The following is a 26,751-nucleotide window of genomic DNA, read 5'->3' as shown; positions in this document are numbered from 1 at the left end:
CATCCCCTTTTACGTCTTATATTAAGTTTACAGAAAAACGTGACGCTTTTAAAGAGGATGTGTGATATAATATGAAAGTTATCTAATTTTTTTAGGAGATGAAAAAGTGAAACTTCGAAATGATCTTCGCAACATCGCGATTATTGCCCACGTTGACCATGGGAAAACGACTCTAGTCGATCAGCTTTTACATCAGGCTGGTACGTTCCGTGCCAACGAACAGGTTGCTGAACGCGCAATGGACTCTAATGATCTTGAACGCGAACGCGGCATTACAATATTGGCGAAAAATACTGCGATTAACTATAAAGATACACGTATCAATATTTTGGACACCCCTGGACACGCAGACTTTGGGGGAGAAGTAGAACGGATTATGAAAATGGTTGACGGCGTAGTGCTTGTCGTTGACGCATATGAAGGCTGTATGCCTCAAACTCGTTTTGTTCTGAAAAAAGCTCTTGAGCAAAACCTGAACCCTGTTGTTGTTGTAAACAAAATTGACCGTGACTTTGCTCGTCCAGAGGAAGTTATCGATGAAGTTCTGGATCTGTTCATTGAGCTTGATGCTAATGAAGAGCAGCTCGAGTTCCCAGTGGTATATGCTTCCGCGATTAATGGAACAGCGAGTCTTGATCCGAAACAACAGGATGAAAACATGGAAGCTTTATATGAAACCATTATTAAGCATGTTCCGGCACCTGTTGATAATGCAGAGGAGCCGCTTCAATTCCAAGTTGCCCTTCTTGACTACAACGACTATGTAGGCCGTATCGGAATCGGACGCGTATTCCGCGGCACAATGAAAGTCGGACAGCAGGTTTCTCTTATGAAGCTTGACGGAACGGCAAAGTCATTCCGTGTTACAAAGATTTTTGGTTTCCAAGGCTTAAAGCGTGTGGAAATTGAAGAAGCAAAAGCGGGAGACCTCGTTGCGGTTTCCGGGATGGAAGATATCAACGTTGGTGAAACGGTATGTCCTGTAGACCATCAAGATCCGCTTCCGGTGCTTCGCATTGATGAGCCGACACTTCAAATGACATTTGTCGTGAATAACAGTCCGTTTGCAGGCCGTGAAGGCAAATATGTAACGGCCCGCAAAATCGAAGAGCGTCTTCAATCACAGCTTCAGACGGATGTGAGCTTGCGTGTTGAGCCAACAGCTTCTCCTGATGCTTGGGTTGTTTCAGGACGCGGTGAGCTGCACTTGTCAATTTTAATTGAAAATATGCGTCGTGAGGGCTATGAGCTTCAAGTATCAAAACCTGAAGTTATTATCAAAGAAATCGACGGCGTACGCTGTGAGCCTGTTGAACGTGTGCAAATTGATGTTCCTGAAGAGCATACTGGCTCTGTCATGGAATCAATGGGTGCCCGCAAAGGCGAAATGGTTGATATGATCAACAACGGAAACGGCCAAGTCCGTCTCATCTTTACAGTTCCTTCCCGCGGATTGATCGGTTACTCTACAGAATTCCTATCATTAACACGCGGATTCGGTATTTTGAACCATACGTTTGACAGCTACCAGCCGATGCAGGCAGGCCAAGTCGGCGGACGCCGTCAAGGTGTACTTGTGTCAATGGAAAACGGAAAAGCAACATCATACGGTATTCAAGGAATTGAAGACCGCGGTGTCATCTTCGTTGAGCCGGGTACTGAAGTATACGAAGGAATGATCGTTGGAGAGCATAACCGTGACAATGACCTTGTTGTTAACGTCAGCAAAATGAAACAGCAAACAAACGTCCGTTCTGCGACAAAGGATCAGACAACTACAATTAAAAAAGCGCGCATCATGTCTCTTGAGGAGTCTCTAGAGTACTTAAACGAAGATGAATATTGTGAAGTAACACCTGAATCCATCCGTTTAAGAAAGAAGATCCTCAATAAGAACGAACGTGAAAAAGCAGCTAAAAAGAAAAAAACAGCAGGATTGTCTTAATTTCGTGCAGAATTTGAAAAGATAGAACCCGTACGTTTACAGGGGAGGGAATCTTTTTGAATGACGTAAGCGAACGCCTGTCGTTCTTCGCCGCTCTATATCAAGTAGACCGGCAGCCTGCGGCAGGCATGTGGCTGCTGTACGGCACGATTTTTGTGTTGGCCGTTATTGTATTTAAGCTTGGATTTGCTAAACGGCTTCCTGTATTAAAATCTGCAGTGGTGTATGTATTTTTGGCTTTGGGCTGCACTGTTTTGACTTTTTTAGGGGTGTTTTTGCCCGTGGCAGAAGGATTGGTCGTCGCTGCGCTGATTTTAATCATTTACAAAATCCGGCTGTATCAGTCGAAAAAAGGACAGTCTGCAAAATCATAAAAGACTCAGCTGAAAGCTGAGTCTTTTTTGTGTTCTGTATGGTTAAGCGGCCGCTTTATTTTTTGACTTTTTCTTTTTTCTGCTGTCCCGGGTGAAAAGTAAATTTTCCCGTTTTCAGCCGTTCCTCTGTTTTTTTGGCAATCCGATCGTGGCATTCCTGGCACATATATGTATGGATCGGGCGGTTTCGAAGCCGTTTCGCGATCAGGGTATCATCATCAATTGTTTCAATTTTATCGCAAATAGAACATTTGACCCTCATCATATCACCTCTTTCACTAACATCTATTATAGCACGGATCAGAAGCTGTCCAAAATAAGAAAAAGCTAAAGCGCAAGGCTATAGCTTAGTCATTGTTGTTCTTTTTCATATGATGATCAGATTGATCGTTTTGCTCCTTCTCCATTTCCTGTTGCTGTTTTCTATTTAATTGGTCATTTTGCTGCTTTGTTTGCGGTTCGTCTTCATTGTCAATCACGTCGTTAGGCACTTCGGGAAGCACTCGGCCGACAATTGCAGCTAATTCATCCAGTATGCCTGTTACCGGATGGCCCTCGCTGATTTCTCTGCTCATTTCGCGAAGGCGGCTGACCGTATCGGGATCAGCAATGACTACTGCGTTGGCGCCATATCGATCATTCTTTAGCGCCTGAGCTACAGAATATTTAATGGTTTCCACTTTGCTTCTGTCCAAAGTATCATCGACATCAATCCCAACAACAGCATAGCCTCCCAGCACAACGGCTGTTGCATCCTTGACGTCGGGGTTTTTTTCAGCAACGCTGACAAGATGCTTGGCAATATCCGTTCTTGTTCCATTGTCTTTTGTTTCTTGAGTTGTGTCCTTTACGTGAATCGGTTTAGTCTCCTGCTGTCTTGTTGATTCTTTTTCAACATTCTGGCCCTGTTTTCCTTGTTGATAGGCACAAGCGGACAGGATAAGTGTCAGCTGTATGATAATGAAAAGAATTCGCACTTGCGGGTTCCCTCCTTAAAATGCTTTCATTAATTTTATTGTTGAATTAACCTTCTATCTTTATGCACAAAAACATATATTTTAGCAGGCATTCACCTTTTTCATCAAAAGAGAAGCAGGAAGAACTTTGACCCTTATATCAGGAGGCTGAGACTTGAGTAAAATTTATGTGTTAGATACGAATGTGTTATTACAGGATCCTAACGCGATATTTTCTTTTGAAGAAAATGAGGTTGTCATCCCTGCTGTCGTTTTAGAAGAGGTTGATTCAAAAAAACGGTATATGGACGAAGTTGGGAGGAATGCAAGGCACGTATCTAAGCTAATCGATGCGCTAAGACAAAAGGGCAGGCTGCATGAGCATGTACCGCTTGACACCGGCGGCACACTGAGAATTGAACTGAATCATCGTTCGTTTCACCAGCTGCAAGAGATCTTTATTGAAAAGACGAACGATAATCGCATATTAGCCGTTGCGAAAAACTTAAGCCTCGAGGAAGAAACCAAGGAAAATGGCAGGCCGGTTATCCTCGTCAGTAAGGATGTACTGGTCAGGGTTAAAGCCGACGCAATCGGACTGCTTGCTGAAGATTTCTTGAATGACCGGGTTGTGGACAATGATGAAATGTACAGCGGCTATAAAGATTTATATATCAGCCAGCAGCTGTTCAGCTCTTTTTACGGAAAAAATCAAATTTCAGTAAACGATGTGAAACAGCATGCGTTTTATCCGAATCAGTTTGCTTTAATGAAGGATGAGCTAGGAGGATCCTCCTCGGCAGTCGGAATTGCAGATAAAACCGGAACGGTATTAAAAAGACTCGTATTTGATGATGAACATATATGGGGAATCAGGCCGAAAAATGTACAGCAGACAATGGCATTAGAGCTTTTGCTGCGGGAAGATATTCCGCTTGTCACCCTGATCGGCAAAGCGGGAACCGGCAAAACGCTCTTAGCTTTGGCGGCAGGGCTATTACAGACAGAAGACTTGGGAATATATAAAAAGCTGGTCGTCGCAAGGCCGATTGTTCCTGTTGGCAAGGACATCGGGTATTTGCCAGGCGAAAAAGAGGAAAAGCTAAAGCCTTGGATGCAGCCGATTTTTGACAACTTAGAGTTTCTGTTTAATGCGAAAAAACCGGGGGAGCTTGATGCTATTTTGGCGGGAATTGGCTCAATTCAGGTAGAGGCGCTGACTTATATCAGAGGGAGAAGCATTCCAGATCAATTTATTATCATTGATGAAGCGCAAAATTTGACCAGGCATGAGGTGAAAACTTTGCTGACGAGAGTCGGTGAAGGCAGTAAAATTGTCTTAATGGGTGACCCTGAACAAATTGATCACCCATATTTAGACAGTCTGAACAATGGTTTGGCCTATGTGGTTGAGCGGTTTAAAGGACAACCCATCTCAGGCAGCGTGAAGCTATTAAAAGGTGAGAGATCAGGTCTCGCCCAGCTCGCAGCTGATTTGCTGTAACATTTAAATGATTTCGATCTCTTTTACATCGGTAATCGGCTGTTTGTGATGGACCGGACCTTCAAAGTAAATATGCACGGGGCCGCCTTCTTGAATCGGCTTGCCTGCCTCACTGAAATGGACAATACTGTTCAGAGCGGTTTCCAGAGAAACGGCGGCCTTTCCCGAACTTGTGACAAATACACATTGTGTCGCAGAGCTGTTCGGCTCAGCATTTTTCAGGACAGTCCCAAGTCTCATTGCGAAACTGCCGTTCATCAGTTTTTGCTTCTCATATTGTTTTTCCGTCTTTAATGTAGGCGGCGCAATTCGCCCCTCTCTGATGACGCGTTCCGGATCAAGGTCGGATTCATCCCCGGCTGATTGTAAATATGTGTCTTGACTGTCCCCTTTGCGGTCAAACGAAAATTTGCGATCATCAAAAATCCATACGCTTGGATCAATGGTAATTGGATATGTAACATTGCCTTTTACTTGGATAACGCTCATGATATGACCCCCTTCTCTCAAAATTATAAAAGTTTTCGCATGAATTGTCACTTTGTGTACAAATTATGTGTATTGAAATGCTGAGGGAACGAGGGTGTTTGCATGGTATGCCGGCATAATGATGAGCTTGAAGCCTTAGTGAAAAAGGCGAAAAAAGTAACGGACAAGGGGGAGGTAGCCAGCTATATTCCCGCCTTGGCAAAAGCTGATAAACACGACCTGTCAGTGGCGATTTATTATTCCAATAATGTTTGTCTGTCAGCAGGTGACGTAGAAAAAACATTTACGCTTCAAAGTATATCGAAAGTCCTTTCCCTTGCTTTGGTGTTAATGGAATACGGCAAAGATAAGGTCTTCAGTTATGTTGGACAGGAGCCGACCGGTGATCCGTTTAATTCAATTATCAAGCTCGAAACAGTGAATCCGAGCAAGCCGTTAAACCCTATGATTAATGCCGGGGCATTGGTAGTGACAAGTCTGATAAGAGGAAGAACGGTAAAAGAGAGACTTGATTATTTGCTTTCTTTTATCAGAAGGCTGACAAACAACCAAGAGATTACATACTGCCGGGAAGTGGCTGAATCTGAATACAGCACTTCAATGATTAATCGGGCGATGTGTTATTATATGAAGCAGTACGGCATTTTTGAAGATGATGTAGAGGCAGTAATGGATTTATACACGAAGCAATGCGCGATTGAGATGAACAGCTTGGATTTAGCGAAAATCGGATCTGTATTTGCATTGAACGGCAGACATCCAGAGACTGGGGAGCAAGTCATCTCAAAAGATGTCGCTAGAATTTGCAAAACATTTATGGTGACGTGCGGAATGTATAATGCAAGCGGGGAATTCGCAATTAAGGTCGGAATTCCTGCGAAAAGCGGCGTATCCGGCGGGATTATGGGCATTTCGCCTTACGATTTCGGGATCGGCATATTCGGCCCCGCATTAGACGAAAAAGGGAACAGCATTGCAGGTGTAAAGCTTTTGGAAATAATGTCTGAGATGTACAGGCTGAGTATTTTTTAATTTATGTCATATGCTTAAATCCTCTTGCATTTTCTGTTGATACCCTTTATGATAAATAGAAGAATTAGGTACTCGCCTGGGGAACGGAGGGATACTTTTGGCTTCAGAGATGATAGTTGACCATCGGCAAAAAGCTTTTGAACTCTTAAAAGTGGACGCTGAGAAGATTTTGAAGCTGATCCGAGTACAAATGGATAACTTAACGATGCCTCAATGTCCTCTATATGAAGAGGTTTTAGATACTCAAATGTTCGGGCTTTCGAGGGAAATCGATTTTGCTGTCCGCCTGGGATTGGTTAATGAAAAAGACGGTAAAGACCTTTTATACACATTGGAGCGCGAATTGTCTGCTTTGCATGACGCGTTTACAGCTAAATAAATGATAAAACTCAAACTTATTAACAGTTTGGGTTTTTTTATAACCGCTATTTTTCTCTCATCTCATAAAAGACGGTCTTTTTTTACACATTCCTTCCGAATCGTATAGAGATTCTTCGTCTCGTTTGATAAATTGTAGTAAAATAAAAAAGATAAATACATAAAAACCATAGATAATGGAAGTTAGAAGCAGGGAAGAGGATGTTATGTTAAAAAAAATGCTAAAATCTTATGATTACTCACTGATATTCGCAATCGTTTTATTATGCGGATTCGGTTTAGTGATGGTATACAGCTCAAGCATGATTACGGCTGTCTCCCGGTATGGAGTAAGCAGTAATTTTTTCTTCATGCGGCAGCTGTTTGCTTTAATTGCGGGTGGCGCTCTATTTATTCTCATGGCGTTGTTTCCTTATAAAGCACTGGCCCATCAAAAGTTTCAGAAGGGGATACTGCTTGTATCTGTTCTTGCGCTTATCTCACTGTTTGTTTTCGGGCATGTTGCCGGAAACGCGCAGAGCTGGTTTAAAATCGGCGGAATGAGTATTCAGCCGGGGGAGTTTGTGAAACTGGTCGTGATTTTATACCTTGCAGCCGTATATGCCAAAAAACAAAGCTATATTGACCATCTATTAACAGGTGTGGCTCCTCCCGTAGTCATGACGCTTGTGATTTGCGGGTTAATTGCCATGCAGCCTGATTTCGGTACAGCCATGATTATAGGGCTGATTGCGACGTGCATGATCTTGTGCTCCGGCTTCAGCGGAAAGACGCTGGTGAGGCTGCTTTTGCTCGGCGGAATTGTTTTCATTTTAGTCAGCCCGATTCTCTATTTAAATCAGGATCAAATTTTAACCAAGGGCCGTTTGGCGCGTTTTGAGAGTCTTGAAGACCCATTTAAGTATGCAAATTCATCAGGTTTGCAAGTGATCAATTCTTATTATGCGATCAGCTCAGGCGGCATTTTCGGCCTGGGGCTCGGTGAAAGTATCCAAAAATACGGATATCTGCCTGAATCACACACTGACTTTATTATGGCTGTCATTGCAGAAGAGCTCGGCATTTTTGGGGTATTGTTTGTGATTTTCTTATTGGGTTTTGTCGTCATAAAAGGTTTTTATATTGCCAGAAAATGCGAGGACCCCTTTGGAAGTCTTCTGGCGATCGGCATTTCAAGCATGATTGCCATACAATCGTTTATTAACCTTGGCGGTGTCAGCGGATTAATTCCGATTACAGGGGTTACGCTGCCATTTATCAGTTACGGGGGCTCTTCTTTGGTGCTGCTGCTGGGAAGTATGGGGATATTAGCGAATATCAGCATGTTTGTGAAATATTCAGAGAATAAGAAAAAGAAAGAGCCCTTGGCGCCGAAGGGAATGAAAAAGAAACAGCTCAAAAAAACTGTTTATCAGTAAAAAACAAGTGTGTACAGGGGAAGGATATTCCGCTATGATAGATTATATTCCATTCGGGTAAGGGGGAGAAAAGTTTGTCTCAGCAATCGATACAAAAAGTATTAGTAGCAAACAGGGGAGAAATTGCAATCCGAATATTCCGGGCGTGTACCGAGTTGAATATTCGTACAGTTGCGGTCTATTCAAAAGAAGATTCCGGTTCCTACCATCGGTACAAAGCGGATGAAGCATACTTGGTCGGTGAAGGGAAAAAACCGATTGATGCTTACCTGGATATTGAAGGTATCATTGATATTGCGAAAAGAAACAAAGTCGATGCAATTCATCCGGGATACGGTTTCTTATCTGAAAATATTCATTTTGCGAGACGATGTGAAGAAGAAGGCATCGTATTCATAGGGCCAAAATCCGAGCATCTCGATATGTTTGGTGACAAGGTAAAAGCGCGTGAGCAGGCAGAAAAAGCGGGAATCCCCGTGATTCCGGGAAGCGACGGTCCTGCCGAAACGCTTGAAGCCGTCGAACAATTTGGACAAGCTAACGGTTATCCGATCATCATTAAAGCCTCGCTTGGCGGCGGCGGCCGCGGTATGCGGATTGTCAGATCTGAAAGTGAAGTCAAAGAAGCATATGAGCGTGCTAAATCAGAGGCGAAAGCAGCCTTTGGCAATGATGAAGTTTATGTAGAAAAATTAATTGAGAATCCGAAACATATTGAGGTTCAGGTCATTGGAGACAAGCAGGGAAATGTCGTCCATCTTTTTGAGAGGGATTGTTCCGTTCAAAGACGCCATCAAAAGGTCATTGAAGTGGCGCCGAGTGTCTCGCTGTCACCTGAATTAAGGGATCAAATTTGTGAGGCGGCAGTTGCGCTTGCTAAAAATGTAAACTATATAAATGCGGGGACGGTCGAATTCCTTGTTGCAAACAACGAGTTCTACTTTATTGAAGTAAATCCTCGCGTACAAGTTGAACACACGATAACAGAAATGATTACTGGTGTCGATATTGTTCAAACTCAGATCCTTGTTGCCCAAGGGCATAGCCTTCACAGCAAAAAAGTAAATATTCCTGAGCAAAAGGACATTTTTACAATCGGCTATGCCATTCAGTCACGGGTTACGACTGAGGATCCGCAAAATGACTTCATGCCTGATACAGGAAAAATCATGGCTTACCGCTCAGGCGGCGGTTTTGGTGTCCGTCTTGATACCGGAAACAGCTTCCAGGGCGCCGTGATCACACCATACTATGATTCACTTCTCGTTAAGCTTTCAACTTGGGCTTTAACGTTTGAACAGGCAGCTGCCAAAATGGTACGAAACCTTCAGGAGTTTAGAATCAGAGGCATAAAAACGAACATTCCGTTCCTTGAGAACGTTGCAAAACATGAGAAGTTCCTGACAGGGCAATATGATACGTCTTTCATTGATACAACGCCTGAATTATTTAAATTCCCTAAACAAAAAGACCGCGGAACGAAAATGCTCACTTACATCGGCAATGTGACAGTGAACGGCTTCCCTGGAATCGGGAAAAAAGAAAAACCGGCGTTTGACAAACCGTTAAGCGTAAAGGTAGACGTTGATCAGCAACCTGCCAGAGGAACAAAGCAAATTCTTGATGAAAAAGGTGCAGAAGGGCTTGCAAATTGGGTTAAGGAGCAGAAATCTGTCCTTTTAACTGATACGACATTCAGGGATGCCCACCAATCGTTATTGGCAACTAGAATCAGATCGCATGATTTGAAAAAAATCGCAAATCCGACGGCTGCGTTATGGCCTGAACTATTCAGTATGGAAATGTGGGGAGGCGCGACCTTCGATGTAGCCTACCGATTCCTGAAAGAAGATCCGTGGAAGCGTTTGGAAGATCTTCGCAAAGAAGTGCCGAATACCTTATTCCAGATGCTGCTTCGCTCATCAAATGCGGTCGGCTATACGAATTATCCGGACAATGTGATTAAAGAATTTGTGAAGCAATCAGCTCAATCCGGTATTGATGTGTTTCGTATTTTCGACAGCTTAAACTGGGTAAAAGGGATGACGTTAGCCATTGATGCTGTTAGGGATACCGGCAAAGTGGCAGAAGCTGCGATTTGTTATACGGGAGATATCCTTGACAAGAACCGGACGAAGTACGACCTTGCATATTATACATCGATGGCGAAGGAGCTTGAGGCGGCCGGAGCCCATATTCTCGGGATTAAAGATATGGCAGGGCTGTTAAAACCGCAGGCTGCATATGAACTCGTTTCTGCGTTGAAAGAAACGATCGACATTCCGGTTCACCTTCATACGCATGATACGAGCGGAAACGGTATTTATATGTATGCGAAAGCTGTTGAAGCCGGCGTTGATATCATAGACGTGGCGGTCAGCTCAATGGCGGGATTAACGTCACAGCCTAGCGCGAGCGGATTTTATCATGCGATGGAAGGCAACGACCGCCGTCCGGAAATGAATGTCCAAGGCGTTGAATTGCTGTCCCAATATTGGGAGTCGGTGCGTAAATATTATAGTGAATTTGAAAGCGGAATGAAGTCTCCGCATACTGAAATTTATGAACACGAAATGCCAGGGGGCCAATACAGCAACCTGCAGCAGCAGGCCAAGGGAGTAGGCCTTGGCGACCGATGGAACGAAGTCAAGGAAATGTACAGACGCGTGAACGATATGTTCGGTGACATCGTCAAGGTAACGCCTTCCTCAAAAGTTGTCGGAGATATGGCACTTTACATGGTGCAAAACAATCTGACTGAAAAAGACGTTTACGAAAAAGGCGAATCTTTAGATTTCCCTGATTCTGTCGTGGAGCTTTTCAAAGGAAATATCGGCCAGCCTCATGGCGGATTCCCGGAAAAACTGCAAAAGCTAATCTTAAAAGGGCAGGAGCCGATTACAGTCAGACCGGGCGAACTGCTTGAGCCGGTGTCATTTGAAGCGATCAAACAGGAATTTAAAGAGCAGCATAACTTGGAAATTTCAGATCAGGATGCTGTGGCATATGCCCTTTATCCTAAAGTCTTCACTGATTATGTGAAAACGACAGAAAGCTATGGAGACATCTCGGTATTAGATACACCGACATTCTTCTACGGCATGACATTAGGTGAAGAGATAGAAGTTGAAATTGAGCGCGGCAAAACGCTGATCGTTAAGCTGATTTCAATCGGTGAGCCTCAGCCTGATGCCACCCGCGTCGTTTATTTCGAACTCAACGGGCAGCCGCGTGAAGTAGTCATTAAAGATGAAAGCATTAAGTCTTCCGTTCAGGAAAGGCTGAAAGCAGACCGGACAAATCCAAGCCACATCGCAGCTTCCATGCCTGGAACAGTTATTAAGGTATTGGCTGAAGCAGGCACAAAAGTCAATAAAGGTGATCATTTGATGATTAATGAAGCGATGAAAATGGAAACAACGGTTCAGGCGCCTTTCTCAGGAACAATCAAGCAGGTTCATGTGAAAAATGGTGAGCCGATCCAAACGGGAGATCTGCTCCTTGAAATTGAAAAAGCATAATAAACAAAGAGTGTATATCATTTGATATACACTCTTGTTTTTTTATATAGAAAATGTGGAGTGAAACAGATGGTTAGAAGAGATATAAGGGGACTTCAGAGATTATACAATACTGTCACAAGCCCAAAATAAATAGAGGCTTATACAGCCAATATTTTAGATGCTTTGTAGTATGCCGTGCATATTTCTTTAAGCACTATCTGATTTAAAAGGCTTTAATACTTATGTTCGCGGGCTATAGATGCATATGAAATTTCTATAATCACGATGAGAAAGGGGACAGCCCGAAGTGAGCCGCTCACTGATCATCAAGTTCAGCGAAGGCTGGCGATTGAAACAATAAAGCGCCAAAACAAGACCTGAAAAAAGACCAAAGCCGCCTAAGGCTTTGGTCTTTAGTCCTTATGATTGACTAGATTCGTAACGGAAACGAGCAATCAATAATAAGAAGTAGCATAGAACGCCAAACAGACAGGCAATAAAGAACGAGTGGGCAAGTGCAAAGCCCAGAGCCAGTTCAGAGTATACGATCATAATCCCGGACAGTGCCTGTAATGTAATGAAAATAAGACATGAGATCCATCCCCAAAAGATCTGTTTTTGATCTTTATAGGAGATAATAGCATGAACAGCGGCAACAATAATCCATACAAATAACAGTAAGGCTGCTGCTCTGTGGCCCATTTGCACCCATTCATGGAATTGGGTCGGAAGCCCATTGTTCAGCGGGCTGCACAGCGGCACATCAGGACATGCCAGACTTGATTCAGTGTGTCTTACATATGCGCCTGTATACACAACGATATAGGAATATATTAAAATTCCTATCATGTGAAATTGCATCTTTTTGCCGATTTGAAGCGGCTTAACCAGTGTTCTGACTGATTTATCAGCTTCAAATATGAGCAATGTTAAAATAAGCACTGAAGCAAAAGAAATTAATGAGATGCCGAAGTGAAGCGCCATAATCAGCGCGTTCGAACCGAATACGACAGCCAATGCGCCAAGCAATGCCTGAAGAAATAAAAAGATAATTGACATGATCGCGAGAAACGTTGTTTCACGAAAAATCGGCGTGATTTTTCTCCATGACCAAAACGCAAGGCTTAACACAAGGACAATAGAGATTCCGCTTGCGAATCGGTGGCTCCATTCAATAATTGAAGCCGGATTCAGTTCAGGGAAAAAACGGCCGTGACACAGCGGCCACTGTCTGCCGCATCCTTGGCCGGAACCTGTTTTTGTAACGAGGGCACCCCCGATTAAAACAATTAGCATGACAAATGTCGTCAGAACACCGAGAGCTTTTAATGCTTTATTCATACAATATTCACCTTCTTAACATACTGCTGCAATTTTATATACGTTCCAAGTGTAAGCGAATATGTGTTTTGTGGCAATTCCCAGAGCCTTTTGTTCACAAAAATATAATAGAATGACGGCTTCTGGAAAATGTACACTTGATTATTCATGCCGGGTCTGATAGAAATAAGGTAAACGCAATGCCGATTTGGAGATTGCCTTCATCTTTGGTAAAATTCATAAAAAGTTCACAAATAAATTCCTGTTTGTCGTTTAATATTTAATAGGATGTTTTTTTACAAGATGTTATCTTGTATGATAGAGTTGCAGGTTATTTTATTCTCCTGCGTTAGGTTTGTAAGGGAGGTTTACGTTATGGCTAACTCCAGAATCTTAAATGATACAGCTATAGACGGACAAATTGAAGAAACAACGGCATGGAAAGATTTTCTGTCCCTTATTAAAATAGGGATCGTCAATTCTAACCTCATCACGACTTTCACTGGAATGTGGCTTGCACTGCATATATCCGGTTTAAGTTTTTTAGGTAATATAAACACCGTTCTTCTTACGTTAATCGGGTCTTCACTGATTATTGCGGGCTCCTGTGCGATCAATAACTGGTATGACCGGGACATTGACCATCTTATGGAGCGTACGAAAGTAAGACCGACGGTTACGGGTAAAATTCAGCCGAGTCAGGCGTTATGGTCTGGAATTTTGCTGGTTGCTTTAGGATTGATCATGCTGCTGATGACAACTGTCATGGCTGCTGTTATCGGTTTTATCGGAGTCTTTACGTATGTTGTATTGTACACAATGTGGACGAAACGCCGCTATACGATTAACACAGTAGTAGGAAGCGTTTCCGGTGCAGTGCCGCCGCTTATTGGATGGACGGCAGTGGAAGGGAATATCGGTGTCGTAGCATGGGTGTTATTCATGATTTTATTTATTTGGCAGATTCCTCACTTCTTAGCATTGGCTATTAAGAAAACAGAGGATTACAGAGCTGCAAATATTCCGATGCTTCCTGTCGTATACGGATTTGAAGTGACAAAAAGACAAATTATTGTGTGGGTTGCGTGCCTGATGCCGCTTCCGTTTTTCCTTGGTAGCCTGGGTCTTCCGATTGTGATTCTCGGCTTGCTGTTAAATATCGGCTGGCTGATTCTTGGCTTAATGGGATTCCGCTCCAAGAATATCATGAAGTGGGCAACACAAATGTTCGTTTACTCGCTTAACTACATGACAATCTATTTCGTTGCCATGGTTGTCTTGACGCTTTTCTAAAAAATAGATATGATGCTTGTTTTATCGCTTCAAAATAAACGATGACAACTAGTAAATGCCGCCTTGACCTCTTGTTTAATCAGGCGGCTTTACTTTTATACATAGATGGCATTTTGAGTAAAAAAACTCATAATTTAAGAGAAGAGGAAATGTAAGTGCTTTATTGGTGATAGGTTGGATGGCGATAGATTTCGATCCGCTTTCCGCCTTTGTATTGACCAGAAAAGGGGTTGGGTGAAATGGTAAAGCATTGGCGTCTTATTTTATTATTAGCCTTAGTGCCGCTTCTATTAAGCGGATGTGGAAAACCTTTTTTATCCACGCTCAAGCCTGCTGGCGAGGTGGCTGATAAACAGTATGACCTGACAGTGCTCAGCACATTGATTATGGTGGTTGTTGTTGCAGTAGTATCTGTTATCTTCTTTTATGTGATTGTGAGATTCAGAAGATCACGGGTCGGTGAGAACACGATACCGAAACAGGTAGAGGGGAATAAATTTTTAGAAATCACATGGACCGTGATCCCGATTTTGCTGCTCATTATTCTTGTGATTCCTGTTGTATTATATACGCTGGAGCTAGCGGACACATCACCAATGGATAAAAAAGGTCGCAAAGCTGAGGATGCTCTTGTAGTCAATGTTAGGGCAAATTTATACTGGTGGGAGTTTGAGTACCCTGATTACGGCATTATCACAAGCCAGGAGCTGATTGTACCGACAGATCAGCGTGTATATTTTAATTTAAAAGCCTCTGATGTAAAACATTCCTTCTGGATTCCTTCAGTTGGAGGAAAACTTGATACGAATACGGATAATGAAAATAAGTTCTTCCTGACATTTGATTCAAAACGAAGCAAAGAGGCAGGAGATATGTTTTTTGGGAAGTGTGCAGAGCTTTGCGGCCCTTCACATGCGCTGATGGATTTTAAGGTGAAGACAATGTCTGCAAAGGAATTTCAGGGTTGGACAAAAGAAATGAAAAACTATAAATCTACAGCAGAGAGCGATTTGGCTAAGCAGGGTGAAGAACTGTTTAAAGAGAAAAACTGCCTGAGCTGCCATGCGGTAGAGCCGAATGATAAGCGTGCAGAAGCCGCTAGAACGGCACCTAACTTGGCGACCTTCGGTGAAAGGACAAAAGTGGCAGGGGTGAAAGAGGCCAACAAAGAAAATGTGAAGGCTTGGCTGAAGGACCCTGACAGTATAAAGCCGGGGAACAAAATGACAGGCACATATCCAAAGCTCTCAGACAGCGAAACAGATGCGCTTTATGAATACTTAAAAGGCTTAAAAGCGGAAAGCAAGTAGGGAAGAAAGGGAGATATTGGGGGAGGTCACATATGTTGAATGCGCTTACAGAAAAGCGGACGCGCGGATCTATGCTTTGGGATTATTTGACGACGGTGGACCATAAAAAAATCGCGATTCTTTATTTAGTGGCAGGGGGATTCTTCTTTCTTGTCGGGGGAATTGAAGCGATGTTTATCAGAATTCAGCTTGCAAAGCCGGAAAATGCGTTTCTCAGTGCTCAAGCGTACAATGAAGTAATGACTATGCACGGAACGACGATGATCTTTCTGGCTGCGATGCCGCTCTTATTTGCCTTGATGAATGCGGTTGTGCCTTTGCAGATCGGGGCTCGGGACGTTTCGTTTCCATTTTTAAACGCGCTTGGTTTTTGGCTCTTCTTTTTCGGGGGCATTTTCTTAAATCTAAGCTGGTTTTTGGGCGGAGCGCCAGATGCGGGCTGGACATCATATGCCTCACTTTCGCTTCATTCTAAAGGGCACGGCATAGACTTTTTCGTCCTCGGACTCCAAATATCGGGGCTCGGGACGCTGATAGCCGGGATTAACTTTTTGGCCACGATTATCAACATGAGGGCTCCGGGCATGACGTATATGAGGCTGCCTTTGTTTACATGGACGACATTTGTGGCCTCGGCATTGATTTTGTTCGCGTTTCCGCCGCTTACGGTTGGATTGGCTCTCATGATGCTGGATCGGCTGTTCGGAACCAATTTCTTTAATCCGGAGCTTGGCGGAAATACGGTCATTTGGGAACATTTATTTTGGATTTTTGGCCACCCGGAGGTTTATATCCTAATTTTGCCTGCATTCGGTATTTTTTCTGAGGTCATCCCTGTGTTCGCCAGAAAGCGTTTGTTTGGCTATTCTTCAATGGTTTTTGCAATCGTGCTCATCGGCTTTCTGGGCTTTATGGTTTGGGTGCACCACATGTTCACGACTGGTCTCGGCCCAATTGCAAATGCGATTTTTGCGGTTGCAACAATGGCTATCGCGATTCCGACCGGGATTAAGATTTTTAACTGGCTGTTGACGATTTGGGGAGGAAATGTGAAGTATACAACCGCTATGCTGTATGCTGTCTCATTTATTCCATCCTTTGTGCTCGGCGGTGTGACGGGAGTCATGCTGGCAGCTGCTGCGGCTGATTATCAGTTTCATGATACGTATTTTGTGGTTGCGCACTTCCACTACGTCATTATTGGTGGCGTTGTATTCGGCCTTTTAGCCGGTGTTCATTTCTGGTGGCCGAAAATGTTCGGTAAAATTCTGCATGAAACGATGGGGAAAATTTCATTTGTATTGTTTTTTATCGGCTTTCACCTCACGTTTTTCATTCAGCATTTTGTCGGCTTAATGGGGATGCCGCGCCGGGTTTATACGTTTTTGCCAGGACAGGGTCTGGAAACCGGCAACTTGATCAGTACAATCGGGGCGTTTTTTATGGCGGCAGCTGTTATTCTTCTGCTGGTCAATGTTATATGGACATCGGTAAAAGGTGAATATGTAGGTGCTGATCCATGGCATGACGGACGTACGCTGGAGTGGACCGTTTCTTCACCGCCGCCGGAGTATAACTTTAAACAGCTTCCTTTTGTCAGAGGACTTGATCCGCTTTGGATTGAGAAGCAGGCAGGGCACAAATCAATGACGCCGGCGGAACCGGTTGATGATATTCATATGCCAAACGGCTCAATCCTGCCGCTCATCATTTCTTTCGGCCTTTTTGTCGCAGCGTTCGGGCTGCTGTACAGAAGTGATTACGCTTGGGGTCTGCCGGTGATCTTTATCGGGCTCGGCATCACATTTATTACGATGCTGCTTCGTTCAGTAATTGATGATCACGGCTATCATATTCATAAAGAGGAACTGCCGAACGATGATAAAGGGGTGAAGGCATAATGCAAGTTCAAGAAAAATTCACCGCAGAAACCTTTCCAGCATCTCCCGAAAAAGTAACCCTGGAAGGGAAAAATAAATTTTTAGGCTTTTGGCTTTTTCTTGGCGGAGAGACTGTTCTGTTTGCGTCTCTCTTCGCCACGTTTCTTGCGCTCCGGAATTCAAATGCCGGTGATCCGCCTACGACGGAAATGTTCGATGTGACACTTGTATTCATTGCCACAATGCTTCTATTAACGAGCAGTTTAACGAGTGTGTACGCGATGTACCACATGAAGAACTTTTCCTTCGGCAAGATGCAGCTTTGGCTGGGAATTACGATTTTATTGGGGGCGGGCTTTTTAGGACTGGAAATCTATGAGTTCAAGCATTACACCCATGAATTTGGCTTTACCATCACAAGCTCTGCCCTTGGTTCTGCGTTTTACACGCTTGTCGGTACGCACGGCGCCCACGTGGCATTTGGGCTTATGTGGATCAGCACGCTTATGATCCGCAATGCCAAGAGAGGGCTGAATCTGTATACGGCGCCTAAGTTTTACGTTGCCAGCCTTTATTGGCACTTTATTGATGTCGTGTGGGTCTTCATCTTTACCGTTGTATATTTAATGGGGATGGTGGGATAAACATGGTCGATAAAAAAAGCAGAGGGCATATTAATAGCGACCTTGAATTTAAGAAAAAAAAGCATGCCCGGGAGATGAAATATCAAGTCCTGTCTTTTGGTTTAATGATCGGTCTTACGATTGTTGCATTTCTGACTGTGGCCACGGACGGTGTCGGCAGCTGGTTTACGATTCCTTTCATTATTTTGCTAGCTGCAATTCAAGTCATCTTTCAGCTGTATTATTTCATGCATATGAATCAGAAAGGGCATGAGGCGCCGGCACTGTTTTTGTATTCAGGGGTGTTTGTCGCGTTTATCACTGTGCTTGCGTTTGTGACAATTATATGGTGGTAATTTGAAACAGCCGCCGGAGGTGAAGAAATGAATCAGTTGGAGATATTCGGGTTTCGCGCGATGTGGAGCCCTTATCTTTTTTGTATCCTGTTAGGCATTACGGCGCTTTATCTCTATTTTTACAGGCGAATGTCTTCAAAGCCAAATCGAATAACTGGTAAAGAGATGGTGTGCTTTCTGTCGGCGATGCTGTTTTTATATGCAGCCGAGGGAAGCCCGGTTGATCTGCTCGGACATATTATGTTCAGCGCACATATGGTGCAGATGGCCGTCCTGTATTTGGTTGTCCCGCCGCTGTTAATCGCGGGGATTCCTGCATGGCTCTGGGAAAAAATCATTTTCAGGCCTTCAATCAAACCGGTTTTTTCCTTTTTTACGACGCCTTTAATTGCTTTGCTTTTGTTTAACGGCATTTTTTCTTTATATCATGTACCGCTTATATTTGATACTGTCAAAACAGATCCGTTTTACCATACATTAATCACTTGGCTTATCTTTGTGCTTGCGTTCTTCATGTGGTGGCCGCTTGTTCATAAGGTTGAGCGTCTACGGCAGCTCAGCGGCTTGATGAAGCTGGGTTATATTATGGCGGACGGTATGCTGCTCACACCTGCTTGCGCCTTGATCATGTTCAGCGGTGCACCGTTATACGCCACCTATACAGATCCGGCTTTATGGGCTGAGGCAATGAGGCTTTGCGTGCCAGCGGATATGATGGGGCAGGTCCCATTAACAGGGCCAGAGATGTTGAATACACTGCCTTTGTTAGAGGATCAGCAGCTCGGAGCAGTCATGATGAAAATCATTCAGGAAATTGTGTACGGTACTTTTTTGGCCGTTATTTTTTTCCAATGGGTGAAGAAAGAAAGGGAAAAGGACGGGCAGGAGGAGCCGCCGTATATTCAGCAGACGATATCATAAAAGGTACAGCGAAATATGCTGTACCTTTTCGTTACATTTGAACTGTTTTTAACATGTTGGCTATGTCCTGAATCAGTGCCTTGCTTTTTGTCACAACCTGTACAGGAAACTCTTCCGTTTCTCCATATTCTACTCCATGAGGGTAGTAATGCTTTCCTAGGAGAGGGGACATTAATTGAATCACGGCGCGCCCGCTTCCGACATCGCCTTCTGCCGCAATACCTTGTATCCGCAGGTAAAACGTACCCTCAATCGTCGAAAACTTCTTGTCATAGGTGACTCTCTCGTAATCCCATTGACCCGCTCTGATAAGACCTTTGCTTTCCATTAAGTCGTCTAGCCAGCTGAGCTCAGCCTTAACCCCTTCAAGTCCGCTTTCAGTAAACTTCAACACTGACCCCTCCTTATAAAAATTACCTTTCCTGACAATCATAGTATGAAAGCGTTAAACTTTCAATGAATCTTCTTCTTTTGAAAGTATGCAAAAATTAAATTTTGACGACAATAGCACTAGACTAAAGGAGGTTAAACGGATGACAAAAATAAAAGATCTGATGACAGCCGACTTGCAATATTGCACGGTATTAGATAATGTATATGAAGCTGCAGTAAAGATGAAGGACGCAAATGTAGGAGCGATTCCGGTAGTTGATGAGGACGGGGAAACATTGGTCGGCATCGTAACCGACCGCGATCTCGTATTAAGAGGAATCGCCATCAAAAAACCGAACTCGCAAAAAATCACTGACGCGATGACCGAAAAACCTGTCAGTGTGGAGGAAGATGCTTCAGTCGATGAGGTTCTTCATTTGATGGCATCGCATCAGCTCAGAAGGATACCAGTTACAAAAAATAAAAAACTGACTGGAATTGTCACGCTTGGTGATCTTTCTTTATCTGAGCAAACGAATGAACGTGCCGGCAGCGCCTTATCGGATATTTCCGAAGGTGATAATAGAGAAGAAGGCTTTTTTCATTAACACATAAATCTTTGACATGTTAAATAGGCTGTATTGTAATGGGATGTAAGCAAAAGATTGTGAATCGCCACGGGGGTGATAGATTGAAAAATATATTGAGAGCAATGGTTATCCTTTTGATTATCTGCGGAACTTACGTTCTGTTTATTCAATATGGATCTGTTCCTGAAAAGAAATCAAATGACAGCGAGCCTCAGGTGTCGAATGAGGAAGCGCAAAGCGGCAAACGAATACATATGCCGACTTCAGGGTTATTGTCCTTCATGGGCAAGCCCGCCGATGAAGTAACGAAAAAGCTTGGGGAACCTGAACGTATTGACCCTTCGGCTTATGATTACGATTGGTGGGTATACAATCAAGGTAAGGATCAATATATCCAAATCGGGGTATTAAACAATAAAGTGGTCACATTATTCGCGGCGGGTAATGATATTAACGCCAAGCCTTTCAAAATTGGAGAATCAACTGGCGAAGTATTCAAGACCACCCAGGTGGCACCATTTGTGAATGTAGAGTATAAAGGAAATTCCTATCGGTTTGAATTTTCTGAAGAAGATATCAATACAAGACCGACTGTAAAGGTAGGAAAGATGTATGTCCAGCTGTATATGGACAAATTTGAAGGGAAGCTATCCAGCATCAGGGCGTTTGATGCGCAGACCTTTGTAAAGCAAAGACCTTATGAGGTAGTGTACCGCGGGGAATTAATTAAACCGAAAGCCGTTTCAGATGAGAAATGGAAAAAGATCCAAACAACGAGCGAAAAGCAAATCCTTGATTTGACGAATGTCATACGCGTTAAACATGGACTTGCGAAGCTTGAGTGGGATCAGCCAACGGCGGAAGTGGCATTTGGGCATAGTGAGGATATGAAGGAAAATAATTATTTCTCCCATGTCTCTAAAAAATACGGCTCGCTGAAAGACCGCTTAGAAGAAGGGCATGTTGACTTTCAGCAAGCTGGAGAAAATATCGCATACAATTATGTGGACGGTCCGGCTGCTGTAGAAGGCTGGCTGAATAGCGAAGGCCATCGAAAAGCGCTTCTGAATTCAGATTATACGCATCTTGGTGTCGGAGTAGACCGGAAATATTACACCCAAAATTTTATTAAGCGATGGTAATGAAAGCCGCGGACGAATGGTTCCCGGCTTTTTCTATTTCCATACAAGCTGGTCTGAATGAATGTGCTGATAGCTTACAGATAAGGCCGTTTCCCATCCCTTCAGTCAGGCTTTTTCACCAGTGTATAGGGATATCGCTAAAAATTCATTTGGGAATGAATATAGGCGAACACAATGCCCGACAAAACGATACATTGTAGTAGGTAACGATTTTCGGAGGGGGTGAGGATTGTGGCGAATCAACATGCCAATCATTCAATCAATGACTTTAAACAATTCGTCAAAAAGCATCCCAAGCTGATAAAAGAAGTGCGCAAAGAACAAAGAAGCTGGCAGGACGTATATGAAAATTGGGTCCTCTTCGGGGAGAGCGACCCGATTTGGGATCCGTATCGGGAACCGGAAGAAGCTTCTGAAGCTGTGCCTGAAACACCGCAAAAAAATGATTTTGTCTCGAAAATGGTGACAGCGGTGAAAAAGATGGATGTCAATCAAATGAACGAACAAATCAATAAAATGAGCCAGTCGATCTCATCGTTGCAAAGCCTTCTTAATACATTTTCCGGAAGCGGACAGAAGCATTCTCAGCCAGGCTCTGGACAGCATCCTTTTTCTTTTCGAAAGGATTAAAAAAGGGGAGCTCATATGCGCAAAGAGGTTCAGGAATATATTTTAGCAAACGAAGAACGGAAACGATTCATCAGAGAACAGCCGATATGGTACCGCAGGCTTTCAAGAAAACCGGATGATCTGTCCTCCTTTCAGCTTGAAATGATGAATTTTTATGAAAAAACCATTCCGCATCGGGTGAATCAGTTTACGAACGGGATTCAAATGGCGCAAATGATGATGCAAATGTTTCAAGCGATGCGGACAAAAGATTAAAAGGCCCCGAAAAAGGGTCTTTTTTCATGCGGACATAAGGTTTTGTATACGGCTGCGGTTAAGCATTTTCCAATTGGCTGGTTTCATGGTAAACTAACAACTGGAGGTGCATGTTATGTATGCGACGATGGAATCCGTGCGGCTTCAAAGTGAAGCTCAGCAGCTTGCCGAGATGATTCTGCAGTCGGAGACGGCTGAGAACTACCGCAATTGTTACAAGCGTCTCCAGGAAGATGAAGAGGCAGGTCGGATTATTCGTTCTTTTATCAAAATAAAAGAGCAGTATGAGGATGTACAGCGTTTTGGCAAATATCATCCTGACTATAGAGAAATATCCCGGAAAATGAGGGAGATCAAACGTGAGCTGGACCTGAACGATAAGGTGGCTGACTTCAAGAGAGCTGAAAATGAGCTCCAGTCCATTCTTGATGAGGTCAGCGTTGAGATTGGGACAGCTGTTTCGGAGCATGTGAAAGTTCCGACTGGGAACCCTTATTTTGACGGTTTGTCTTCATGCGGAGGCGGCTGCGGTTCAGGCGGAAGCTGCGGATGTAAAGTGTCCTGACGAGACTGGCCGTCTCGTCTTTTACATATAAGAGAAAACAGGCAGGTGATTGTATTGGAGAATAGGCGCCAGGGCATGGTTGTGTATCTGCACTCCCTAAAGCAGAGCAAAATGCTGAGGAAGTTCGGGAATGTGCACTATGTATCAAAACGATTAAAATATGTCGTACTGTACTGTGATATGAACCAAATTGAAAAAACAATGGACAAGATTGCGTCTTACTCATTTGTGAAAAAAGTGGAGCCTTCTTATAAACCGTTTTTAAAATTGGAATTCGAGTCAAAGCTTGATAAGGCAAAAGAATACGATTATAAAATCGGCATATAGCTATAAAAAAATCCCCGCAGGCATCTGCGGGGTCCTTCTATTCCTTAATATGTTAAGGAGAAGGCAAAGGGAGAGGAGAAACCGGAGGAAGAACTTATGGGGAAACGTAAGTCTTCTCCGCGGTTGGCAACAACATCCTCTAGATGCTGTTGCTTATAGTATGGACAAGGATCATGCTGCCTATACACCTGTTTATCAAGATTAGCGTTCATTGTTTGGAAGAATGCTTTATGTTAAGATAGGATTGATTTTTTTCTATGTACATAGCGGCGTCCGGCCGAATAAAGAAACAAAATAGCTTTTAGAAAAAGTGGTGTGGAACATGAGAGTAATTTCTGGATCAAAAAAAGGCCGTTCACTAAAGGCTGTACCCGGAACATCAACAAGACCGACAACCGACAAAGTGAAGGAATCCATTTTCAATATGATCGGCCCTTATTTTGACGGGGGCAGGGGACTTGACTTATTCGCAGGGAGCGGAGGTCTTGGAATCGAAGCGCTTTCACGCGGGTTTGAGCATTGTATATTCGTTGACCGTGATTTTAAAGCGATTCAAACGGTAAAATCTAATTTGAAAACGCTGGAGCTTACAAAACATGCACAGGTATACCGCAATGATGCGGAACGTGCTTTGCACGCTGCTGCTAAAAGAGAAACCGGCTTTCGCGGAATTTTTCTCGATCCGCCGTATAAGGAACAAAAGCTGAAAGCACTTTTAACGCTGATTGACGAATATCAAATGCTGGAAGAAGACGGCTTTATCGTCGCTGAGCATGACAGAGAGGTCGAGCTTCCCGAAACCGTAGGAGATCTTGTGATGACAAGAAAAGAAACCTATGGGTTAACAGGTGTGGCGATTTATAAAAAGAGGGGGTAGTGAGGTGGCGAGTATAGCTGTCTGTCCCGGCAGTTTTGATCCGGTGACCTACGGGCATCTGGACATCATCAAACGCGGGGCGCATATTTTTGAACAAGTGTATGTATGTGTGCTGAATAATTCTTCAAAAAAGCCTTTGTTCAGTGTGGAAGAACGGTGTGAGCTTCTGAGAGAAGTGACAAAAGACATTCCGAACATAACAGTTGAAACATCGCAAGGCCTGTTAATTGATTATGCAAAAAGAAAAAATGCGAAAGCGATTTTAAGAGGCTTGAGAGCTGTATCTGATTTTGAATACGAGATGCAGGGGACATCAGTAAACCGTGTGCTTGATGAATCTATTGAGACATTTTTTATGATGACAAACAATCAATATTCGTTTCTAAGTTCAAGCATCGTAAAAGAAGTGGCAAGATACAACGGCTCGGTATCAGAGTTTGTACCGCCGGAAGTAGAGCTGGCGCTTCAGCAAAAATTCAGACAAGGATGAGGGTTTTGACTCATCCTTTTTTTGTTCCGTTTGTCAGTCTGTAAGAAAAAATGATAATGTACGTAAACAGCGCGCATAGTGTGACTGCAGGTCCGATCTGCACAAGTAGATTCCAGCCGTTTATAAAGGCAGTTGGCATGTCACTGCTGTTAAGAGATTTAAATACATACTGATATGGATCATGCCATGCCGTGTAAAGAGGTTTCCATAAAAGCATGACGAAGACAGCGGCATAAACGCCCTGCAGCAAACGTGCGATAAAGAATGGTTTAAATCTAATGTCGGTTTCCGATAAAATACCTGCCACCTGAGCTTGTACGGAAAAGCCGCTAAACCCGAGAATAAAGCTGACGATAATGGCTTTTTGCAGAAGAGAAACATCTGTCTCGCTGACAAGCTTGCTGCCTAATGTAATTTCAAACATCCCTGATAAAAGCGGAATGTCCAATTGAGTCGGAAGCTGAAACAAAGTCAGTGCTCCTTTTGTGAAAACAGACAAAACATCAGTCAGCTGGACCACTGACAACAGTCGATTGAAGACAGAAAATAAAATAATAAAGCCGCCTACCATAAGAAGCGTTTGAACAGAAGACGTCACGGCGTCGCCTAAAATTTTCCCCAAGGGCCGTTTTTCTGCAAGTCTGGCGGTATGAAGAGCGTGTAAAGCATCTTTGACTGAAGGGAAAGGTATCGTTTTCTTTCTTCTGAGTTGCTGCTCTTCCTTGCGGCCATAGGAACGCATTGTTAAACCGACGGCAAGATTCCCCAAATAGTGTGCTGAAGCTAATAAAATGCCTAGTGACGCGTTTTGAAAGAAACCGACGGCAACAGCGCCGAAAATAAAGAGCGGGTTTGAAGAATTGGTAAACGACGCGAGCCGTTCTGCTTCTACTCTTGAAATCTGATTTTCCTGCCGCAGACGGGCAGTGAGTTTTGCGCCCGCTGGGTTTCCTGATGCCATTCCCATAGCAAGAACGAAGCCGCCGACACCCGGCACGCGAAAGATCGGCCGCATAAAAGGCTCAAGCAAAACACCGACAAACCGCACAATGCCAAAGCCGATTAAGAGTTCGGACAGAATAAAAAATGGCAGCAATGACGGAAACACAACCTCCCACCACATAGACAGCCCGGTTTTAGAGGCTTCGAATGAAGCCTGTGGATGTGAGATGACAGTCGCTGTTAAAAAAAGAAAAAACGAGGCAATCAAAAGTGTATTAATCTTCGACAAGTTCATTCTTACCTCCCCGATGCTAAAAATGCCCAATGACATGTATATCATGATAAAATAATGTATGATGTAAAACGGCCAAGCAGTACCTGTCCTCTTGATTCTTTGTACTAATATACGAGCATAGGGGTTCAGTTTAGACCATAGAATTCGGTATACAGGGAATTCAGGCAGGAGGTTAACGCTTTGGCCAAACCTAAAATCGGGTTAGCGTTAGGATCGGGAGGGGCCAGAGGGCTCGCTCATCTCGGTGTGCTTTCCAGTTTACATAAGCACCAAATTGAAGTGGATATGATTGCAGGAAGCAGCATGGGCGCTTTGGTGGGCAGTTTTTACGCCGCCGGACATGACGTGGCAACGATGAAAAAAGTAGCCAAAGCCTTTAAACGAAGGCTTTATGCTGATTATACGGTTCCGAAACTCGGTTTTTTAAAAGGTGACCGCGTCAGACAGCTTGTGCATGCTTATACATTCGGAAAACCGATTGAAGAGCTCCAAATCCCGCTGGGCATTGTTGCGTGTGATCTACAGACGGGAGAAAAGATTGTGTTCCGAAAAGGATCAGTGTCAGATGCAGTGAGGGCCAGCATCAGCATCCCGGGTATCTTTATTCCGCAGCGGCTGGACGGACGCCTTCTTGTAGACGGCGCGGTCGTCGATCGAATTCCGGTTTCTGTTGTGAAAGACATGGGAGCTGATATTATCATCGCTTCGGATGTTTCCAGGGTTCGAAAAACTGAAACAGCAGTGCATATTTTTGATGTGATTATGCAAAGTATGGATATACTGCAAAATGAATTAGTGCGGCATCAAACAATTGCCGCAGATATCATGATTCGCCCTTCCCTTGAAACATACAGCTCAAGCTCGTTTGCCAATATTGAAGAAATGATATCGGCAGGCGAAGAGGCGACAAACCGAATGATCAGCAAGATAAGAAAAGAAATAGAGAATTGGGAGGGCTCATAAT

General features: G+C 43.7%; 28 protein-coding genes. 22 read left to right on the top strand and 6 right to left on the bottom strand.

Features of this window, described 5'->3' with window-relative positions; translation table 11 throughout:
- The first annotated feature begins 106 nt into the window (after window positions 1-106).
- Both typA and SB658_RS07345 read left to right on the top strand, forming a co-directional pair.
- Window positions 107-1,945 (top strand): translational GTPase TypA, encoded by a 1,839-nt coding sequence (typA, locus tag SB658_RS07350; protein WP_003232278.1) that lies wholly within the window; start codon window positions 107-109, stop codon window positions 1,943-1,945.
- Between the two features lie 56 nt (window positions 1,946-2,001).
- Window positions 2,002-2,319, top strand: coding sequence for a YlaH-like family protein (locus tag SB658_RS07345; protein ID WP_003232274.1), 318 nt, complete (start codon window positions 2,002-2,004; stop codon window positions 2,317-2,319).
- A 55-nt stretch (window positions 2,320-2,374) separates the two neighbouring features.
- Here SB658_RS07345 and SB658_RS07340 read toward each other — a convergent pair whose 3' ends face one another.
- Complete coding sequence (locus SB658_RS07340; RefSeq protein ID WP_003232271.1) at window positions 2,375-2,584, bottom strand: YlaI family protein; 210 nt, start codon at window positions 2,582-2,584, stop codon at window positions 2,375-2,377.
- Between the two features lie 82 nt (window positions 2,585-2,666).
- Window positions 2,667-3,296, bottom strand: coding sequence for a YhcN/YlaJ family sporulation lipoprotein (locus tag SB658_RS07335; RefSeq protein ID WP_003232269.1), 630 nt, complete (start codon window positions 3,294-3,296; stop codon window positions 2,667-2,669).
- Window positions 3,297-3,450: 154 nt separating this feature from the next.
- Here SB658_RS07335 and SB658_RS07330 point away from each other — a divergent pair, with 154 nt between their 5' ends.
- Window positions 3,451-4,779, top strand: a complete 1,329-nt coding sequence (locus SB658_RS07330; protein ID WP_003245272.1) for a PhoH family protein — start codon at window positions 3,451-3,453, stop codon at window positions 4,777-4,779.
- Window positions 4,780-4,782: 3 nt separating this feature from the next.
- Here the strand turns inward: SB658_RS07330 and SB658_RS07325 are convergent, their stop codons facing one another.
- Entirely contained in the window at window positions 4,783-5,268 is a 486-nt protein-coding gene (locus tag SB658_RS07325; RefSeq protein ID WP_003232265.1) for a hypothetical protein, read from the bottom strand.
- Between the two features lie 102 nt (window positions 5,269-5,370).
- On the opposite strand from SB658_RS07325, the gene glsA reads away from it, so the two are divergent.
- From glsA to pyc, 4 genes are all read left to right on the top strand, one after another.
- Window positions 5,371-6,300, top strand: a complete 930-nt coding sequence (gene glsA / locus SB658_RS07320; RefSeq protein ID WP_003232263.1) for a glutaminase A — start codon at window positions 5,371-5,373, stop codon at window positions 6,298-6,300.
- A gap of 97 nt (window positions 6,301-6,397) precedes the next feature.
- Window positions 6,398-6,679: an Fpa/YlaN family protein gene (locus SB658_RS07315; RefSeq protein WP_029726524.1), complete on the top strand. Its 282-nt coding sequence runs from the start codon at window positions 6,398-6,400 to the stop codon at window positions 6,677-6,679.
- A gap of 205 nt (window positions 6,680-6,884) precedes the next feature.
- Window positions 6,885-8,096, top strand: coding sequence for a cell division protein FtsW (ftsW, locus tag SB658_RS07310; protein WP_029726523.1), 1,212 nt, complete (start codon window positions 6,885-6,887; stop codon window positions 8,094-8,096).
- 74 nt (window positions 8,097-8,170) lie between these two features.
- Complete coding sequence (pyc, locus tag SB658_RS07305; protein ID WP_029726522.1) at window positions 8,171-11,617, top strand: pyruvate carboxylase; 3,447 nt, start codon at window positions 8,171-8,173, stop codon at window positions 11,615-11,617.
- 402 nt (window positions 11,618-12,019) lie between these two features.
- Here pyc and ctaA read toward each other — a convergent pair whose 3' ends face one another.
- Window positions 12,020-12,940, bottom strand: a complete 921-nt coding sequence (gene ctaA, locus SB658_RS07300) for a heme A synthase CtaA (RefSeq protein ID WP_029726521.1) — start codon at window positions 12,938-12,940, stop codon at window positions 12,020-12,022.
- 354 nt (window positions 12,941-13,294) lie between these two features.
- On the opposite strand from ctaA, the gene cyoE reads away from it, so the two are divergent.
- The 6 genes from cyoE to ctaG all read left to right on the top strand — a co-directional run bounded on the left by cyoE (window position 13,295) and on the right by ctaG (window position 19,302).
- Window positions 13,295-14,212 carry a heme o synthase gene (gene cyoE / locus SB658_RS07295; RefSeq protein WP_003232250.1) on the top strand — a complete coding sequence of 306 codons (918 nt, stop codon included), beginning with the start codon at window positions 13,295-13,297 and terminating at the stop codon, window positions 14,210-14,212.
- A 239-nt stretch (window positions 14,213-14,451) separates the two neighbouring features.
- On the top strand, window positions 14,452-15,522 hold the full coding sequence (gene coxB, locus SB658_RS07290) for a cytochrome c oxidase subunit II (RefSeq protein WP_014663859.1): 1,071 nt from the start codon (window positions 14,452-14,454) through the stop codon (window positions 15,520-15,522).
- A gap of 32 nt (window positions 15,523-15,554) precedes the next feature.
- Window positions 15,555-17,423 carry a cytochrome c oxidase subunit I gene (gene ctaD, locus SB658_RS07285; protein ID WP_003232245.1) on the top strand — a complete coding sequence of 623 codons (1,869 nt, stop codon included), beginning with the start codon at window positions 15,555-15,557 and terminating at the stop codon, window positions 17,421-17,423.
- On the top strand, window positions 17,423-18,046 hold the full coding sequence (ctaE, locus tag SB658_RS07280; RefSeq protein ID WP_003232244.1) for a cytochrome c oxidase subunit III: 624 nt from the start codon (window positions 17,423-17,425) through the stop codon (window positions 18,044-18,046). The genes ctaD and ctaE overlap by 1 nt, the downstream gene beginning before the upstream one ends.
- A gap of 2 nt (window positions 18,047-18,048) precedes the next feature.
- A complete protein-coding gene (gene ctaF / locus SB658_RS07275) occupies window positions 18,049-18,381 on the top strand; it encodes a cytochrome c oxidase subunit IVB (RefSeq protein ID WP_003232242.1) in 333 nt (110 codons plus the stop codon).
- A 27-nt stretch (window positions 18,382-18,408) separates the two neighbouring features.
- A complete protein-coding gene (ctaG, locus tag SB658_RS07270) occupies window positions 18,409-19,302 on the top strand; it encodes a cytochrome c oxidase assembly factor CtaG (protein WP_003244967.1) in 894 nt (297 codons plus the stop codon).
- Between the two features lie 31 nt (window positions 19,303-19,333).
- Here ctaG and SB658_RS07265 read toward each other — a convergent pair whose 3' ends face one another.
- On the bottom strand, window positions 19,334-19,696 hold the full coding sequence (locus SB658_RS07265; protein ID WP_003232238.1) for a YugN family protein: 363 nt from the start codon (window positions 19,694-19,696) through the stop codon (window positions 19,334-19,336).
- 139 nt (window positions 19,697-19,835) lie between these two features.
- On the opposite strand from SB658_RS07265, the gene SB658_RS07260 reads away from it, so the two are divergent.
- The 8 genes from SB658_RS07260 to coaD all read left to right on the top strand — a co-directional run bounded on the left by SB658_RS07260 (window position 19,836) and on the right by coaD (window position 24,550).
- Entirely contained in the window at window positions 19,836-20,282 is a 447-nt protein-coding gene (locus SB658_RS07260) for a CBS domain-containing protein (RefSeq protein WP_003221362.1), read from the top strand.
- Between the two features lie 83 nt (window positions 20,283-20,365).
- The gene (locus tag SB658_RS07255; RefSeq protein WP_015483195.1) at window positions 20,366-21,406 is read left to right on the top strand and encodes a CAP domain-containing protein; all 1,041 of its coding nucleotides are present in this window, start codon (window positions 20,366-20,368) and stop codon (window positions 21,404-21,406) included.
- 231 nt (window positions 21,407-21,637) lie between these two features.
- On the top strand, window positions 21,638-22,036 hold the full coding sequence (ylbD, locus tag SB658_RS07250; RefSeq protein WP_003232233.1) for a YlbD family protein: 399 nt from the start codon (window positions 21,638-21,640) through the stop codon (window positions 22,034-22,036).
- A gap of 15 nt (window positions 22,037-22,051) precedes the next feature.
- Window positions 22,052-22,291 carry a YlbE-like family protein gene (locus SB658_RS07245; RefSeq protein ID WP_003232231.1) on the top strand — a complete coding sequence of 80 codons (240 nt, stop codon included), beginning with the start codon at window positions 22,052-22,054 and terminating at the stop codon, window positions 22,289-22,291.
- A gap of 115 nt (window positions 22,292-22,406) precedes the next feature.
- Complete coding sequence (gene ricF, locus SB658_RS07240; protein WP_003221370.1) at window positions 22,407-22,856, top strand: regulatory iron-sulfur-containing complex subunit RicF; 450 nt, start codon at window positions 22,407-22,409, stop codon at window positions 22,854-22,856.
- Window positions 22,857-22,910: 54 nt separating this feature from the next.
- Window positions 22,911-23,183 carry a YlbG family protein gene (locus tag SB658_RS07235; protein WP_015715839.1) on the top strand — a complete coding sequence of 91 codons (273 nt, stop codon included), beginning with the start codon at window positions 22,911-22,913 and terminating at the stop codon, window positions 23,181-23,183.
- A 322-nt stretch (window positions 23,184-23,505) separates the two neighbouring features.
- Window positions 23,506-24,060, top strand: coding sequence for a 16S rRNA (guanine(966)-N(2))-methyltransferase RsmD (gene rsmD, locus SB658_RS07230; RefSeq protein WP_015483196.1), 555 nt, complete (start codon window positions 23,506-23,508; stop codon window positions 24,058-24,060).
- A 4-nt stretch (window positions 24,061-24,064) separates the two neighbouring features.
- Window positions 24,065-24,550 (top strand): pantetheine-phosphate adenylyltransferase, encoded by a 486-nt coding sequence (gene coaD / locus SB658_RS07225; protein WP_003245283.1) that lies wholly within the window; start codon window positions 24,065-24,067, stop codon window positions 24,548-24,550.
- A 10-nt stretch (window positions 24,551-24,560) separates the two neighbouring features.
- On the opposite strand, the gene spoVV is transcribed toward coaD, so the two are convergent.
- Window positions 24,561-25,787 carry a dipicolinic acid transporter SpoVV gene (gene spoVV, locus SB658_RS07220; RefSeq protein ID WP_014479716.1) on the bottom strand — a complete coding sequence of 409 codons (1,227 nt, stop codon included), beginning with the start codon at window positions 25,785-25,787 and terminating at the stop codon, window positions 24,561-24,563.
- A gap of 180 nt (window positions 25,788-25,967) precedes the next feature.
- Here spoVV and SB658_RS07215 point away from each other — a divergent pair, with 180 nt between their 5' ends.
- Window positions 25,968-26,750: a patatin family protein gene (locus SB658_RS07215; protein ID WP_003232221.1), complete on the top strand. Its 783-nt coding sequence runs from the start codon at window positions 25,968-25,970 to the stop codon at window positions 26,748-26,750.
- Window position 26,751 lies beyond the last annotated feature (1 nt).

The organism is Bacillus sp. SIMBA_008, assembly GCF_046535495.1.
In the GTDB taxonomy this organism is placed as follows: Bacteria; Bacillota; Bacilli; order Bacillales; family Bacillaceae; genus Bacillus; species Bacillus subtilis.
The sequence above is the reverse complement of the archived record's forward strand: the minus strand, read 5'-3'. Positions and strand labels throughout refer to the sequence as shown.